15 protein-coding genes are annotated in these 16394 nt (G+C 43.5%); 13 read left to right on the forward strand and 2 right to left on the reverse strand.

From position 1 onward, the window contains the following. Positions 1–16: 16 nt before the first annotated feature. On the reverse strand, positions 17–826 hold the full coding sequence (locus tag MKY01_RS14695) for a DUF6492 family protein (RefSeq protein ID WP_047842887.1): 810 nt from the start codon (positions 824–826) through the stop codon (positions 17–19). A gap of 202 nt (positions 827–1028) precedes the next feature. On the opposite strand from MKY01_RS14695, the gene MKY01_RS14700 reads away from it, so the two are divergent. The 9 genes from MKY01_RS14700 (at position 1029) to MKY01_RS14740 (ending at position 11891) form a co-directional block, all read left to right on the forward strand. Beyond that, positions 1029–1793: a YheC/YheD family protein gene (locus MKY01_RS14700; RefSeq protein ID WP_339286804.1), complete on the forward strand. Its 765-nt coding sequence runs from the start codon at positions 1029–1031 to the stop codon at positions 1791–1793. A gap of 198 nt (positions 1794–1991) precedes the next feature. Further along, the gene (locus MKY01_RS14705) at positions 1992–2732 is read left to right on the forward strand and encodes a LytTR family DNA-binding domain-containing protein (protein ID WP_339286805.1); all 741 of its coding nucleotides are present in this window, start codon (positions 1992–1994) and stop codon (positions 2730–2732) included. Position 2733: 1 nt separating this feature from the next. Continuing rightward, positions 2734–4032, forward strand: coding sequence for a GHKL domain-containing protein (locus MKY01_RS14710; protein ID WP_339286806.1), 1299 nt, complete (start codon positions 2734–2736; stop codon positions 4030–4032). A gap of 110 nt (positions 4033–4142) precedes the next feature. Further along, entirely contained in the window at positions 4143–6194 is a 2052-nt protein-coding gene (locus tag MKY01_RS14715) for a serine hydrolase domain-containing protein (protein ID WP_339287174.1), read from the forward strand. A gap of 195 nt (positions 6195–6389) precedes the next feature. Further along, entirely contained in the window at positions 6390–7793 is a 1404-nt protein-coding gene (locus tag MKY01_RS14720) for a PQQ-binding-like beta-propeller repeat protein (RefSeq protein ID WP_339286808.1), read from the forward strand. 351 nt (positions 7794–8144) lie between these two features. Beyond that, complete coding sequence (locus tag MKY01_RS14725) at positions 8145–8807, forward strand: hypothetical protein (RefSeq protein WP_339286810.1); 663 nt, start codon at positions 8145–8147, stop codon at positions 8805–8807. Positions 8808–8976: 169 nt separating this feature from the next. After that, complete coding sequence (locus MKY01_RS14730) at positions 8977–9957, forward strand: SDR family NAD(P)-dependent oxidoreductase (protein WP_282321489.1); 981 nt, start codon at positions 8977–8979, stop codon at positions 9955–9957. Positions 9958–10160: 203 nt separating this feature from the next. Then, positions 10161–11051, forward strand: a complete 891-nt coding sequence (murB, locus tag MKY01_RS14735) for a UDP-N-acetylmuramate dehydrogenase (protein WP_339286811.1) — start codon at positions 10161–10163, stop codon at positions 11049–11051. A 147-nt stretch (positions 11052–11198) separates the two neighbouring features. Next, entirely contained in the window at positions 11199–11891 is a 693-nt protein-coding gene (locus MKY01_RS14740; protein WP_339286813.1) for a hypothetical protein, read from the forward strand. 93 nt (positions 11892–11984) lie between these two features. On the opposite strand, the gene MKY01_RS14745 is transcribed toward MKY01_RS14740, so the two are convergent. Then, a complete protein-coding gene (locus MKY01_RS14745; RefSeq protein ID WP_253508295.1) occupies positions 11985–12770 on the reverse strand; it encodes a DUF817 domain-containing protein in 786 nt (261 codons plus the stop codon). Positions 12771–13039: 269 nt separating this feature from the next. On the opposite strand from MKY01_RS14745, the gene MKY01_RS14750 reads away from it, so the two are divergent. From MKY01_RS14750 to MKY01_RS14765, 4 genes are all read left to right on the forward strand, one after another. After that, positions 13040–13384 (forward strand): YojF family protein, encoded by a 345-nt coding sequence (locus MKY01_RS14750; protein ID WP_017688572.1) that lies wholly within the window; start codon positions 13040–13042, stop codon positions 13382–13384. A 23-nt stretch (positions 13385–13407) separates the two neighbouring features. After that, the gene (gene bshB2, locus MKY01_RS14755) at positions 13408–14082 is read left to right on the forward strand and encodes a bacillithiol biosynthesis deacetylase BshB2 (RefSeq protein ID WP_036670850.1); all 675 of its coding nucleotides are present in this window, start codon (positions 13408–13410) and stop codon (positions 14080–14082) included. Positions 14083–14399: 317 nt separating this feature from the next. Beyond that, positions 14400–15788 carry a NosD domain-containing protein gene (locus MKY01_RS14760; protein WP_339286815.1) on the forward strand — a complete coding sequence of 463 codons (1389 nt, stop codon included), beginning with the start codon at positions 14400–14402 and terminating at the stop codon, positions 15786–15788. Continuing rightward, a complete protein-coding gene (locus MKY01_RS14765; protein ID WP_051447067.1) occupies positions 15785–16366 on the forward strand; it encodes a nitrous oxide reductase accessory protein NosL in 582 nt (193 codons plus the stop codon). The genes MKY01_RS14760 and MKY01_RS14765 overlap by 4 nt, the downstream gene beginning before the upstream one ends. Positions 16367–16394 lie beyond the last annotated feature (28 nt).

Here is a 16394-nt window from a genome sequence, read left to right on the forward strand (position 1 = left end):
GGCTTCCTCCTTAAGCTCAGGGAGCTTTACTATAGATTTTCCGTTTATGAAAGGAAAGAGAACGATATTTAAGAGCCAGATTGCGGATTTGTTGCTCTTTTAACGAAGAAGCGTTCACATTCAGACTTTTATTCTTGGAACTTCTAAGGACCATGCTGCCTGGGTTTTTCGTATACATAAAATTGGCATACGTTTCATACTCGGAGAAACCAAACTGTTTCTTCTTATTGATATTAGATATGATCGCTTTGTACCATGGCAGCTTATGAACCGCTTCAATTTTCTGTTTTAAGGCAGCGAGTTTCGATTTGTCGAACAGCATATAATGGGTGACAAAAGAGCGGGGACGCGGAGCTTTCATGCCTAACAACTTGCGGTAGGTATTGAAATATTCCGGCTGGCTCCAGTCACGGCAGTAAAAGACTGTTTTGCCTTCTACAAGAAATGAATGAGGTTTAATCAGTACGGTATCTGCATCCATGACTAGAAAGTACTTTGCCTTCACAATGGAATCTCCGTTCATTTTGAGCAGCTGCTGATATAACCAGCCTGACCGATTCCATCGGGAGGACTGGTAGTGTATGTCGTTTTTGGTTATAGGCAGGACGGATCGCTCATTAACAAAAATGCAGTTTTTAAGGGAACAGAGTTTTCTGATCTTGGTGCTGACCGGAGAAACAATATATATGCTTCCAATGGGATGTTTTACATAACGGCGAATGTTATCGATGACGAGGGGTAGGGTAGCCAAATCTTTCTCGATCGCTGGTATAAGAACATCAATCTTAGGCGCATTGTTCAACCGGATTCCAGGCTGGACAGACATCTTCTCAACTCCTTGCACAAATCGTGATGACTCATTATATGGTATGTGTGCAAAAGTGTTTTGGTCAGGGCATGTGCAAATATACATTTTTACGAATAGGGGCTTTTGTTGAGGGTTCCTTTATCGGTATTACATATAATGCTTGCAGGATCTTGATCAAACAGCAGGCTTTGATGCGGTTGCTGAAGGGAGAGTTTACGACATGGGAGTTGATAAGTTGCAGCCGTTAAGAAGCAAGTGGTTAAAAACAAAATTGATCATTAATAATGAATTAATTAAACCGTTCATCCCCGACACACAGAAATATAACAAGACGAATCTGAAATCCATGATCAACAAATATGGAATGGTCTATGTCAAACCCGAGAGAGGTACTTTCGGGATGGGTGTTATTAAGGCAGAGAGGGAAAGTCAGCAACATTTTGTCTATCAGATCGAGCAAAAACGTCTGACGTTTGACAGTTTTGAATCGTTTTATAACAGTCTGACTCGTCTGGTGAATAAAAGAAGTTATCTGATTCAGAGAGGAATCCATCTGCTTAAGCACAATAACAGACGTTTTGACATTCGAGTCATGATACAGCTAAGCCCAACCAAACATTGGGAAGCTACCGGAATCATCGGGCGACTGGGTCATCCAAAGAAAATCGTAACCAATTATCATAGTGGTGGTACACCGATGGATATTCACAAGCTGCTAAAATCACATGCATCCACAAAACGCAGGAATGAACTGGTTCAAGAGATGAATGAGCTTAGCCTGCGCATAGCTCGTCATATGAAAAAAAAGTACCCGCATCTTAAGCAAATCGGTGTAGATATCGGCCTTGACCACAGTCTGAAACCCTGGATTATTGAAGTAAATGTCAAACCTGACCCATATATATTCAATCAATTAAAGGACAAGACGATGTATCGCAAGGTAATACGATATTACCGTCATGCTGTGCCCAAAAAAACAAAATAACAGACCGGACTTTTCATAGGAATGGCTGGAGAAGGTTACAAGCTCAAGAGTCGCCAATGTGGCGACTTTTTTTGTTGATCTGCGTTTTAGGGTCGGAATAATGCATTTCATCCCAATTCGACTCCGAAACCTATGTTAAAATAGTATATTCGAGAGTGAAATTCAGAGTCGATGTCGATGAAAGGCGGATGTTCCCCCATGTTCAATATTGCAATCTGTGATGATGAGGAGCAGCAACGAGAACGTGTGAAATCCATGCTGGTCTCCTTATCTCTAAAAACCAATTTTGATTTTCAAATTAGCCTATTCACATCTGGTGAACAACTGCTCTCACACTACAGAGAGGTTGGGGATACATTCAATATTCTCATCTTGGATGTGGAGATGGGCGGAATGAACGGGATTCAGACCGCTAAAGAGATCAGGAACATGAAGTTTCTGGATGTACAGATTATGTTTCTGACCAGTTACCCGGAATATATGGTGGAGAGCTTTGATGTCATCACCTTTCAATATCTGATCAAGCCAATCCAGCCGCAAGTTTTCGAGGAAAAGATGATTAAGCTGTGTCAATATTTTCAGGCATTGGACAAAAAGTATGTACTAATCAAATCAGACTATGATGAACTGCTGCTGAAATATGATGATATTCTCTGGATTGAGGTCGTCAAAAGTTTAACGATCAAGAACAAGTTGAATTTTGTTACACAGGAAAATGTACATGAGACCAAAGGCATTTTATCCAGTTATGCTACCGGTTTGAAAGACCATGGTTTCTTGCAGATTCATCGCTCGATTATCATCAACCTGATGCATGTTCAGAAGTTTTCCGGTACCCAAGTCGTCATGTTGAATGGAATGGAACTGCCCATAGGCCGATCCAAAGTCAAAGAAGTCAAAGATGCCTACACCAAATATATGATCATGAGGATTCAATGATATGGGTACCTATATGATCTTTTCCATCATCTTTGTGACCTTACTTATGGCATTTCAGGCGAATTTTTATTTTGATTCTGTGTTGGGCAAGTCCCGACGAAAGCCGCGCAGAGCGATCTATTTCATGGTATTTGTCATGTTGGGTTATTTTTATTTGGTCTCTTCCTTCTCTGATATCGTTTCTACTGCTGTTGCTCTACTGTTAATCTTCAGTCTGGCACAGTCCTATGAAGTGGAGTTCAAAATCAAGCTTGTTTTTACTATCCTGTATGCGGTTCTGATTACAATGGCAAATACGATAGCTGTATATATTCTCGGAGTTTTGGAATCCACAGAATTCATCTCATGGGAACAGTTCAACGGAGAAAACCACTGGATTCTCTCCAAAGTGATGCTGGTTGGTTGCAGTATCATGTTTATTGTTATTCAAATTGTACGTCTAGTGGCTAAACGCAGAAGTTTTGCCGTGCATTATCGTTATTATGTGCTGTTTCTCATCGTACCCATTATTACGATCTATCAGATCAATGTGGCCTCCATATATAGTGAAAAAAACATATTCTACGTCTTTTCCGTACTAGGCTCGCTATTTCTCAACGTGTTCATTGTATATGTATTCGACAACATGGTGGAAAAGGTACAGCTTGCGCATGAAAATACCCAGTTACAGCGTCAGATGGACTACCAGGATGCCAACTATGAGAAGACCGTTCACAGTTTCAAAAACATTAAATCCATCATCCATGATATCAATCAGCAATTTCTGTATATTGATGAATGTATCCAGCGTAACGAACTGGCAGCGGCAGGTGACCATATTAAGTCTACATTAAATACCATTGAAGGTGCGTACCAGCGGGTGAACTCCGGCAATCTGGTCATTGATGCACTCGTTACAAATACCTTGGCTATGGGGCAGGCAAACGGGATCAAAATCGACACCAAAATCCAGCTCCACTCACAACATATTCAGATCGATCGGTACGATCTGTGTGTGGTGCTGGGTAACATGCTCGATAACGCAATTGAGGCCTCCAAGAAGGTTAGACAGGCTGAGGATCGATATATCCTGATTGCCATTCACTCCACATCATCTACACTGGTCATCCAGATTATGAATCATGTGGAGCAACCGATCGTTGACTTGAAAAGTGACAAGCCCAATCCGGAGTACCATGGGATCGGTCTAACCAATATATCGCGAATGTGCGAGAAATATGGTGGACATATGAGTATTGAGCATCAGCATCGGAAATTTAACAACATGGTCGTGCTTCCGTTCCACACCGACAATCCCTGAACCTGCCGTTCAGGGGTTGTTTTTTTCCATTCAGGGTCCGTTTGCGTTTGATCAGTCTCTTCCCGGATATGATGAATTCATTCATAAGAACATTTGAGGGAGGACATATGATGAAGAAACTAATTAGTCTTTTATGTACAGCGGTGCTTGTAATTACACCGCTGGCAGATGTCAGAGCAGAGGCGAATAACAGCGGTACGATTGAGGCACGGGCGGAGCAGATCGCCAAGGAGATGGTGCAAAACTACGGTGTCACCAGTGTGCAATATGCGATCATGGATGAAGGGGAATATATTTTATCAGATAGTGTCGGACTGCACGATAAGGCATCACAGAAGCCAATAGACAAGGATAGCATGTATGGCATAGGCTCGGTTAGCAAAATGGTTGTTACGGCAGCCGCCATGAAGCTGGTCGATTCCGGTAAAGTAGATCTGGATGAGCCGCTTACTTCGTATATCAAGGACTTTAAAATGGCAGATGCGCGCTATACTCAAATCACACCGCGCATGTTGATGAATCATTCATCCGGTCTTTACGGTACACATTATGGAAACAGCATGTTGTTTGAAGATAATGACACCCGCAATCATGATGAGTTATTGCTCAAACTTCAGTCCGAAAAACTGAAATCCAAACCTGGCGCATACTCCGTCTACGCCAATGACGGTTTTCAATTGCTTGAAATCCTGGTTGAACGGGTGAGTGGATTAAGCTACAGCGAATATATCGCCAAGTTTATCAGCCAGCCGTTGAAGTTGGAATCAACGAAGACACCACTAGATTCCTTTGACAGAGCGCAATTATCCGAAACCTATTGGCCTACACTTGAGATGAAGATGCCTACCGAAAATGCAAACATTATCGGCACAGGCGGAGTGTACTCTACCGCAGAAGAATTGAGTCAATTCGGAGAGGTTTTAATGGGGAACAGACCGGATATTCTGTCCGAATCTGCTGTGAAGGCCATGCAATCTCATGAATATCGTAAGGGCATATGGGTATCTGATGAGCAAAATACGATCAATTATGGCTTGGGATGGGATTCGGTTGATCTTGCACCTTTCAGCGATTATGGGGTTACCGCGCTTGCCAAAGGCGGGGATACCATGTTGTACCACGCCGTGTTAATCACTATACCCGAACATGATATTTCAATGGCGGTTCTATCATCTGGCGGATCTTCCATCTACAATCAGATGTTTGCCAGCAAAGTGCTGCTGGAAGTTCTGGCGGATCAAGGCATCATCGACAAGGTTAAACCCGATCAGACCTTCTCGTCACCCGACAAAGTGAAGATGCCAACAGAATTAAGCGCGTACTCCGGTCTCTATGGTACGGTAGGAGAGACATTGGATATAACGATTAAGGATGGTGAGATGCAACTGCCAGCCTTGTTGGGTGGAATTATTCCAGAGCAGAAATATGTGTACACAGGCGACGAACATTTTACAAGTGCGGATGGCAGTGTGAAAGCTAGTTTTGTGAAGGAACGTAATGACAAGGTGTATGTTAAAGTTCAAGGCATGATAACGTTACCCGGCATAGGTCAAACGGTAATGAACACGTATGATTATCAAAAACTGGATCATAATGCGCTTGACGCAGCAACGAAAGAGAAATGGACAGCTCGTGACGGCTTGAAATATTACGCATTGGATGAAAAAATAACATCGATCTTTTATCTGCTTCCATCGATGCTGATCAAGAACCTGTCTGTTGACGCCAAAAATGGCTATGCTAATGGCACGCAAATCATGGATGCAAACAACGCAGAGAATATCGCCGAGATTCCTGTAATGAACGGAAGAGACGCGTTTGATCTGCAATTTTACACAAAGAATGGCGCCGAGATTCTTCTCCAGGATGGGCAGGAATACATTGCCGAGGATGCGATTACTCCCATCTTTGGTGGAAAAAAAGGAATTACGACTATTCCGGCAAACGGTCAAGCCCGGTGGTATGCGATCGACGACCGATCGGGTAACAAATCCATCACGGTGGATTCTCCGAAGACCGGAGGTTATGCAGTGTATAATGATAAAGGGGAAATGGTTGACTTCTCTGTAGCAACCAATCAGGAATCGACGAAACTCCCGAAAAGTGGTTTTATCGTTTTTGGTGGGGACTCCGGTGATGTATTCCAGATTCAACTAAAGTAAAGCAGAAACTTCATTAATGAGTCACGTTCGCAACTTATCTCCGAAAAAATACAGTTATCAAGAAGTCGCCTGGTGGCGGCTTTTTTGATATTTTCTTTGAATAATTTAACAATCCGGTAACTATTTTGACCTATCACGCGTTATGTTTATGTAGTTATATCTCAGGATTTTAATAACAGGAGGAATTCGTTTACCATGGTCAATATACATAAACGTCAAATGAATAAGGAATGGAAAAGAAGAGCAGGAAGACCCATCATTGCAGGCATTACTGCCGGAATGCTGATGGTTCACGGCGTTATCGGCGTGTTGCCATCGCAGGCACATGCTGAAGCATCGGATGTATCCATCCGTAACTGGTATTCGTATCAACGAATCACTGTACCTGAACTGAAACCTTCTTGGACAGCGAAAGTAGATAACTATCTGAATATGAACGAGACGTATGTTGGAGTTAATGCCATCGCAGAAGAAGGCAAAGTATTCACGTTTGCTGGATCGAAGTTGATTGCACTTGATGCGACAACAGGTAAACGGTTGTGGACTTACGACAAAGACCTGACTCCTTATATTACCTATCAAAGCGGGATTCTCTACGGACTGACCATTGATCACAAGCCATATGCCTTGAATGCGAAGACAGGCAAAGCAAAATGGCAGTCAGGCACATCCACCTGGATTGATACGTATAACCGTACGGAAGCTCTGATTCCAACGGTGGATACCCTCTACGTGATTAAGGGGAGTACAACGTTTGCACTGGATATCCAGTCAGGCAAACTGCGCTGGGAAGCAGATGAACCATTAGGTGAAGGTAATGGTACTGAGTATCTGAGAGAATCTAATGGTGTGGTGCTGAGAACCTTTTTTGTCCAAGGGGCACTTACATCCTTACAGCTTAATGCATATGACAAGAAAACGGGCAAGAAGCTATGGGGTCATTTTGGTCAGGGGGAAGCTATTCAGATCAAAGACGGTCTTGTATACTCAGCGGACTACTATTCTTCGATGTTGGAACATGACGAATCTTCACCAGAACGCAAATGGAAAGTGAATGCGTACAACTTGAAGACCGGTGTGTTAAAAGGAAGTCAGGAGTATAAGTGGACCATGCCGGGGGATCCACCGTATGTGAATGGGTATGGAGGGATATTTTCCAATAAAGACAAACTATACATTCTACAAGGGGATAAGATAGCGGAGTATTCGTTGACCTCAACCAAGCTGGGTCCCGCGCCACTTCGAACTTTTCAGCGCCCTTACGGAGAAAATATGGTGTGGCTTGGCATTACACAGGAAAGGTTGATCTTCAAAAACGGAAACACGGGAGAACTTACAGGCATCAAGCTGGCTAATAGTCAAGAGGTCCAGTGGCATGGTGATGCCCCCGTTTCTCAGATTGATGTTTACGGCAAAGGGATGTATCGAGCACAACGTAACGGCACACTGCTTGTCCTCAACATGATGTCGGGTCAGTCGGTCTTCCGCGTCTCCACCGGTGGAGATCTGCATAACACGACGTTAAAGACAAACGGAATGATCATCATCCAAACCGAAGGCAAACTTCTCGGCGTTAAGCTGCCAGCATCGCTGAAATAAGTGATTTAAGATGAAAAATATGTGAGAAGACTGGATTACGGCATAGCTTGCTTATAATCCGGTCTTTTTTTATTTTTGCGCATAAAACACTGCAAAGTCCAAGTATTTTTACATGCAATCTGCCACACGAAACCCCGCTTCCTCCAACGACATCAATTGATCCTCCAGCGTGGCATTGATATCCACCTTGCGTCTTTCGATCGATGCCGAGGTGTCTGTATCAAGGGTTCTTCCCTGACCCTAGGGAAATACTGATTATGGATAACTTCATAGGTTGGACCTATGGATTCCGAGTCTCTGCTATGGGTAATAACATGTAAGCACAGAATATAGACAGGGGGAATGAACCTGATGTTTCAACCACGTTCTATTATGATGAGTATCTCGTTAATCGTTATAGTTCTAACGCTTGCAGCTTGCTCTGGTAGTAATGAACCTTTGCCTAGCCCTCAACCATCAATGCCAGTAGGTGAACCTGCTCCAGCACCTTCAACAGAAAATGAACAACCATCTGAAACAGATGGAACAGAAGAAGCAAATGAAACGGAGCGTCCACAGACCTCAAGTTTTGAAATGTTGACCGCAGATGGCAATCAATCACTAGAGGCGACCTTGCAACAAGGAGAAGGATTTTCCTTGTACGTATTCGAGAAATTCACATTTGATGCTGCTCAAGGCCGTCTGTCACTGACTAGTAACGCTGACTATTATGTGGATATTGAACCACTGCCTTCGGATTATAATCTGGCAGAACTGGAGACAGCGGGTAAAGAAGAATTAGAAAAAAACGGTAAGGTATCTGATTATAGTGGAGAACTGGTAGAACACCCGCTTGGTCATGCCGAGCTTTATCTTCAGGCCTCTGGTGAAGAAGGCATTAGCGATTATATGGTCTGGAAATCAGAAGAAGAGGAAGCATTTTTATTCCGTCTTCATAATCCAAAAGGAGAAGAGGCCTCTGATTTCGCCAGTCCGGTCCTTGTTTCGTTATCCACCGTTCAGGGTGATTCGTAACTTGGATGACTATAATCATTTCAACGAAAGTCGCCAACTGGCGGCTTTTTTTACTTTTGCAGTTTGCACGGAGAAGTTGCAGGTGATGTATTCACTTCCATTTGACTTAGAGTACGCTCTAGGGTGTAGACTTTGAAAAAGTAGAAATATTACTAAGGAGATGAACAGAATGACACAGGAAAATAATACTAGAACTTTACAACATAAAATGGACTCTGGCTTCAACCATAATAGTACAGCGGAGGATGTATTGAGGGATCTGGACTTGTCCGGACAGCTTGCTATTGTAACGGGTGGATATTCCGGCCTGGGGTTGGAGACGACACGTGCGCTTGTTAATGCGGGAGCCCGTGTAGTGGTGACTGCACGTCGTCCAGCGGTTGCGAAGGAAGCACTTTCGGGTCTGGAAGGTGTTGAAATAGATGAATTGGACCTCGCTGATTTATCCAGCGTTCGTGCTTTTGCGGAGCGGTTTCTGGCGAGTGATCGGAACATTGATATGCTGATTCTTAATGCGGGCATCATGGCTTGCCCGGAGACGCGGGTTGGTCCTGGCTGGGAAGCTCAATTTGCAACAAATCATCTGGGCCACTTTGCCCTGACTAATCTGTTATGGCCAGCACTTGCAAGTCAGGGGGGAGCACGTGTTGTTTCCTTGGCATCAGCGGGACATCATTTCTCACCGATTCGTTGGGATGACATCCACTTTGAACATGGATATGAGAAATTCCCTGCCTATGGACAGTCCAAAACAGCAACGATTTTATTCAGCGTTGAGCTGGATCGTCGAGGTGCAGAGCACGGCGTACGGGCTTTCTCAGTTCATCCAGGCGGAATTATGACACCACTACAGCGTCATATGCCAAAAGAGGAAATGATTGCTCTGGGCTGGATTGATGAATCTGGACAAGTGGCCAACCCTGCGTTCAAAACACCTGAGCAGGGGGCAGCGACGCAGGTCTGGGCAGCAACCTCTCCTCAGCTTGAGGGAAAAGGCGGTGTCTACTGCGAGGATTGTGACATCAGTGAAATGGCTCCTGAGGATGGAGGTTTCTATGGGGTTAAAAAGTATGCCATCGACCCTGAGCAAGCTTTTCGTTTATGGGAGCTATCAGCCAAGCTGACTCAAACAGACATAGAACTCTCATAATCATGTAGTTGCGGCAACAGAGCAACAGCTTGCTTCCATGCAGGAACTCACGGAAAAGTTCAAAATCTAAAGAGAATGTGATTAATTATAATGAAAACAACATAATTTCAAACAAAATCTCCTATTTAGCATATAATAAAGAAGAAGCATCTCATTTTCGCGATGGTGCAATCATTTCTTTATGAATTCAGGGAGAGAAAATCATGAATATTTTTGAGCATCAGATACCTTTGGAAAAAGTGAAATTCAATGAACCACTAAAAAATCACACGTTTATTAAAATAGGTGGCAACGCAGATATTCTCATCCATCCAACAACGATAGACGAAATCACTAAAATCGTGGAAATTGCCAACTTACATCAGTTACCTCTGACGGTCATTGGAAAAGGCTCAAACGTCATTATTAAAGACGGGGGCATCCGGGGAGTAACGATTTCTCTTAGCCACTTCGATCAAATTAAAGTGAATGAGGACAGCATGATTGCGCAAAGCGGCGTTGATATCATTGAGGTATCCAGACTTGCTTTGGAGCATAGCTTGACCGGTTTGGAGTTTGCTTGTGGCATTCCTGGTAGCACGGGGGGCGCACTTTACATGAATGCGGGTGCTTATGGCGGTCAGATCGCCGATGTTGTGGAACGTGCGACTGTGATCACCAAAGACGGCGCAGTGTTGGAGATTCCGCGAGAAGAGATGAAGTTTGGTTATCGAAATAGTCTCTTCAAGATGGATCACTATATCATACTGGAGGCCGAATTCGGGCTCGAAAAAGGAAACAAGGAAGATATTGCAAGCAAAATGAAGGAATTAACGTTCCTAAGAGAATCCAAGCAGCCGCTTGAATTCCCCTCTTGTGGAAGTGTATTTAAACGACCCGAAGGACATTTTGCCGGTAAACTGATTCAGGATTGTAACTTGCAGGGCACTCGCATCGGAGGCGCTGAAATCTCCATGAAGCATGCAGGTTTCATCGTAAATGTGGATCACGCTACTGCCCAGGATTATATGGATCTGATCCAATTTATTCAGAAGAAAGTATATGATACGTTCCAAGTTGAATTGGAAACCGAAGTAATCTTTCTGGGAGAATAGCTTCGATGAATGACTTGAAAGGTCGCCAATGGCGGCCTTTTTTGATTGTCCGAATTATATTTAAACAAGAACTAATATGCTAATTATGGTAATATCAGAGTGATTGTATTTAATACTTCATCGTTATCATAAGGAGTGTACATGGAGATGTTCAAGCGTAACAGGAGAATTTTGCTAATCACTGCAATGGTAATTTTACTATCGCCCCTGTCAATCTTGGCATATATGTATATGAATGAACGAGCTGGCGGGCTAGCCGATCAACGGATATCCAAAGTTTGGGGATTGAATGAACCTATACATATTCCTATAGCGAACAGTCCTCAAGGGGCCGTTCAAGAATTTAGAGGTGAATCTTATACCTCCCAATTCATTCATCAGGAGGCTGTGGACGGGGGCATGATTTTGTTTACACAAAAAAAGGGTCGGGAAAATAACAGTAATCTTCAGATGGAGTATACCCGCAAGAACATTTTCGGATGGAAATGGGTATGGGGTGGAGGATATTCCATTAATGAATCAGTTGAATCCAAGTTTGCGTTGAATTATATGAGCATACCGAAATTAGAAAAAGTCTCGGCCCCGTTACCGATGTTATTTGGTGACATCATAGACTCCACTATCAAACGTGTAACTGTTGAAATCAAGCAAAATGGAAAGCCCGAAACTTTCGATGCGAAGCTGGTTGAGGCAGGTGAGAACCAACAAATCTGGTATGCATTCCTGCCTTCATCAGCTACTCCTCCTTATACAATCAAAGCATATGATGAAAAGGAGAGCCTCTTAATCAACAAAGACATTGAAGAGGCAGATGGCTTTGGCTCATTTTTTATTGAATAATCTCAAATAGAACTCCAGTAAAAAACAGCGGCATTCGAAGACTTTAGGTACGAGTCTAAGATTGTTGCTGTTTTACGGTTAGAGAATAAATAGTTACCTGGACTTTGGATCATCTGCGGTTCGATTGGCCTTCACATATTTGAGCTGCGCAACGATGATGACACTGATGATGACCAGCAGGAACCACGAACTAATTTTGCTAAAGCTAACCAGTTGCCAGGCATCATGCTGATCAGGGTATTTCCAGGCATTGAAAAATGTAGCGATGTTCTCAGCAGTCCAAATGAAGAAACCAACAATGATAAAAGCAAGCGATAAGGGCATTCGATAGGTCGTTGCTCTTACCCGGTAAATAATCCAGGTTTTCCAGAAGACAATAAATACAAGCGCCGTCAGCCACCAGCGAAAATCGGGCATAAAATGATGAGTGAAAAAGTTAATATAGATGGCTGCTCCGAGCAGCATCGAAGGTGCAAAACCAGGCCATCCGGTCATGTCCATCCGCAGTCTTCGCCACACCTGACACATAAAACTGGCTACACTTGCATACATGAATCCACTATAAAGAGGGACACCCAGGATTTTGCTGTATGCTTGCTCAGGGTATGACCATGATCCCATCCATACTTTATAGATTTCTAGCACCAGGCCAATAATGTGAAATACACAGATGACCTTGATTTCATCCTTGGTTTCCAAGCCGCTTCGATACATTAGGTACTGCACAGCAAGCAATACGAGCAGAATGGCATCATATCGATGAAGGTAAGGAATAGGAACTACGCTGGACAGTGCCAGTGTTCCAAAGATCGCTACGGGAAATATGCAACTCATGGCCTGATGATAGCCAAAATGAAGTAGTTGTATTAGAGATTTCAAGTCGAGTTAAACTCCTTTCCAAACATGTTGGAGCAAGATTCATTTAAAATTTAAGGTTCTTCATCACGGGCGTTTTTGCCTACACTTCATAATATAGATATGATCGATGAATAAAAAGAGAAAAAACCACGCAAATCTGTTCTTGTTTTCAAACTGGAATCATCATGAGAGGGCTCTATGTGAGGTCGACAGGGTCACTCCATGTATATTCTCTTGTGTGGTTATGTTAAAATGAAGTTCGTACAATTACATTAGATAAGGAGGCCGCTATGCAACCGATTAAACCTCAAGACATTCAGCTCCGGATCAATAATCTTGCTGATCAGGACTTATACGTACATCTAGAACTTACGTCAGGTGCTTACGCACAACACATGGACAGTACAAAACATCCAGCATCGGCATTCATTACTAATGCGGCCATACGATATACGCAGGGGTCCATTTCAGGTACAGGTCCATACCGTGTTGGTCTGAAAACAACGCAGGGATGGCTTTACGCCGAAGGACTTACACATATTGATGAGCAGGAACAAGAAAGACTGATTCTCGCCGGTCACGACAGCCAAGGTAAACTAGTTGTGGCGTTACAATTAAGCCGAGAGATGTTCTGATGAAAGCGGAGGATTGAATAACCATGAATACTACACACAACGAGCATGAGCGCATCTTGGTGGTATATCCACATCCAGATGATGAAGCTTTCTCTGTATCGGGAACGTTAGCCAAATACATAGATGGCGGTGCCCATGTAACCTATGCTTGTCTAACACTTGGCGAGATGGGGCGCAATATGGGGATTCCTCCATTTGCCAACCGAGTGACGTTGCCTGGCATCCGTAAACAGGAACTCATCGAAGCTTCTGAAGCGATTGGTATTCAGGACTTGAGAATGCTGGGTTTCCACGATAAAATGCTGGAGTTCGAAGATCCACAGTTACTGGAAGACACCATCATGTCGCTACTTAAAGAGTTGAACCCTACGCTGGTCATAACGTTCTATCCGGGGTACAGTGTTCATCCCGATCATGATGCAACGGGAGCCGCTGTTATACGTACAATCACTAAACTTCCTGTGGATGAACGTCCGATTGTTCATTGCGTTGCGTTCGCTAATAATCAGGAACAGTACATTGGCAAACCGGATGTATTTGTTGACGTATCCGAATTTTTGGATCGAAAAATGGCGTCCATTCGTGCCCATCGTTCACAATTCCAGGCAGCAGAGCTTGTAGGAAATCGTGAGCTGAATAATGAAGAAATCAAGAAACGTTTTGGCAGAGAAACATTTTGGACCTATCCATTTGAATAATATATTACTTAGAAGTCGCCTATATGGCGGCTTTTTTTGATTCACATCACAATATCGACACAAAAATGGAGCGTCTATAGCCTAATTGAGCTATATGGAATAAATATCATTTTAAGTACACTATGATCAGGATTGTGATAACGCTTCATTTATTACTTTGCTTCAATGGATGAGGAACATGGAGAGTTGATTTTAAGTGGAATGGAGGGATGGTGTGTACAACCAACGTATATTTTGGATTAACGTAAGACCCGTTGAATACATTGCCACAGCAATAAGCAACTGTAACAAGAAGCCGGAATTGCGCGGTTTGAATTATGAGTAATCCTTGGGCAGGCTTGAGTGTATTCAACAGTTGTAAGAAGAGTCGGGTTACGGGTTTCATTTTTCTAATCGGAATGATGATGCTCCTACTATCCCTTCCGCACGGTGCAGTCATGGCCTCTTCCGGACATCGTGATCTCATTCCCCTTCAGCCTATGATTGACCGTTCTGCACCTGGAGAAGTCATTGAACTTGCATCAGGTCGTTATTCTGGACCCGTGACGATTGACAAAAACATCACCATTCAGGGTGATCCTACGGTCATAGTTGTTAATGCGGAAGCCACCTCTACGATAATGATTCGCTCGGATGGGGTGAAATTGAGCGGTTTTACAATTGAACATGATACGAATGAACAGACTGCAGCGATTCAGGTTGAAGGGAAAAACAGTGAAATCACGGATCTGCATATTCAGACCCAGGGGTATGGGATGATCATCCGGAATTCGAGTCAGGCAACGATTCAGCGGAACAACATTACGTGGGCCGGGTCTGATTCTGCTTCCAGTGGCCAGAAGGGCAATGGCATTGATCTGTACAACTCCCATGATAGCTTCATTGAAGCCAATGAGATCACCGGCATGAGGGATGGAATCTATCTGGAGAACAGTCGCAAGTCTATCGTGCAAAATAACAGGCTGTTACATACGAGGTATGGCATCCATTGCATGTATATTGACGGCTCTTCTGTCATGGATAATACCGGAGAAGAGAACATGACAGGTGCCATGATTATGGGCGTCAAGAATACGGTCATATCGGGTAATTCTTTTCGCAAACAGAGTACCAATGTTCACTCCCAAGGGATTTTGTTGTATGACGTGCATCAATCCTCAATTCACAACAATGTGGTGGAGGGTAATCGTGTCGGCATGAATATTGCAGAGTCATCGGGCAATGAGATCCATGACAATGCGGTGCTTCGGAATTTTGTTGGCATACAGCTTGTTCTGGCAGAAGCTAATGAGTTTACACGTAACCAATTGGTGTCTAATGTCATTGAAGCTTCGGCGCTGGATAGCCCGAATAATGTCCTGATGGAGAACTACTGGGACTCCTTTCAGGGGCTCGATCTGAATCGGGATGGGATCAGTGAAATATCCTATGCTATCAATCCTTTTTATGAGCAACTGGTCAGTCGAAATTCAGCGTATCAGCTCTTTTTCCAATCACCGGGTATGGTCTTTCTGAGTGAGTTGTTTACAGAAGGCAGAGAACAATGGACTACCGACAAATCGCCACGAATGAGCATGGATACGGAATCTGATCTGCACATGTCAGTAGAAAGTGCTACAGATTCCAATGTGGTGTGGTTGTTCGGGTTAATTCTGTTGGGTATGGCAACTTTTATAATCATCTATATGGGGGTATTACGAAAATGAACAAAAGCTTGAACAGAAGATGGACATTCCTCATGGTACTTATGTTTGGCATGGTGCTGTTAACCGCTTGCGGAACAAAATACGCGGCATTGCCGATCAATGAAGACGTGGATATCTGTGCGATCTGTAAAATGCAGGTGAAGGACGATGCATATGCAACACAGCTCACTACGAAAGACGGCCAAAATTACAAGTTCGATGATATCGGCTGCATGAACCAGTGGAAAACAGAAAATGGCACAGATAACATCGGCATGGACTATGTACGTGACTATAATGACAAGGAATGGATTGAATACAGCAAAGCCACGTATGTATACGACGCTTCATTGCGTACGCCTATGGCCTATGGAATTCTTAATTTTAAGGACAAGCCCTCGGCTGAAGCTTTCATCGCAGAGCAAGGTGTTGGAACCATTATGACCGCTGAGGATCTTGCCTCCCATGACTGGAAACAGAACACAGAGAATATGGACATGATGGGTGAACATGGGCATGATGAGCACGGACATGGTGAAGAAGGAGACGGTAATGAGATGCATCAGGAAGGTGAGATGAAAGAAGAGTCAGGCCACTAAGTATGACAATAGAAAATGGTGATCAATG

The organism is Paenibacillus sp. FSL R5-0486 (assembly GCF_037975155.1).
Lineage (GTDB): Bacteria > Bacillota > Bacilli > Paenibacillales > Paenibacillaceae > Paenibacillus > Paenibacillus amylolyticus.

Coding starts and splice junctions, on each gene's coding strand:
- MKY01_RS14695 (WP_047842887.1), bottom strand. CDS start 826: ATGTCTGTCCAGCCTGGAATCCGGTTGAACAATGCGCCTAAGATTGAT.
- MKY01_RS14700 (WP_339286804.1), top strand. CDS start 1,029: ATGGGAGTTGATAAGTTGCAGCCGTTAAGAAGCAAGTGGTTAAAAACA.
- MKY01_RS14705 (WP_339286805.1), top strand. CDS start 1,992: ATGTTCAATATTGCAATCTGTGATGATGAGGAGCAGCAACGAGAACGT.
- MKY01_RS14710 (WP_339286806.1), top strand. CDS start 2,734: ATGGGTACCTATATGATCTTTTCCATCATCTTTGTGACCTTACTTATG.
- MKY01_RS14715 (WP_339287174.1), top strand. CDS start 4,143: ATGAAGAAACTAATTAGTCTTTTATGTACAGCGGTGCTTGTAATTACA.
- MKY01_RS14720 (WP_339286808.1), top strand. CDS start 6,390: ATGGTCAATATACATAAACGTCAAATGAATAAGGAATGGAAAAGAAGA.
- MKY01_RS14725 (WP_339286810.1), top strand. CDS start 8,145: ATGTTTCAACCACGTTCTATTATGATGAGTATCTCGTTAATCGTTATA.
- MKY01_RS14730 (WP_282321489.1), top strand. CDS start 8,977: ATGACACAGGAAAATAATACTAGAACTTTACAACATAAAATGGACTCT.
- murB (WP_339286811.1), top strand. CDS start 10,161: ATGAATATTTTTGAGCATCAGATACCTTTGGAAAAAGTGAAATTCAAT.
- MKY01_RS14740 (WP_339286813.1), top strand. CDS start 11,199: ATGTTCAAGCGTAACAGGAGAATTTTGCTAATCACTGCAATGGTAATT.
- MKY01_RS14750 (WP_017688572.1), top strand. CDS start 13,040: ATGCAACCGATTAAACCTCAAGACATTCAGCTCCGGATCAATAATCTT.
- bshB2 (WP_036670850.1), top strand. CDS start 13,408: ATGAATACTACACACAACGAGCATGAGCGCATCTTGGTGGTATATCCA.
- MKY01_RS14760 (WP_339286815.1), top strand. CDS start 14,400: ATGAGTAATCCTTGGGCAGGCTTGAGTGTATTCAACAGTTGTAAGAAG.
- MKY01_RS14765 (WP_051447067.1), top strand. CDS start 15,785: ATGAACAAAAGCTTGAACAGAAGATGGACATTCCTCATGGTACTTATG.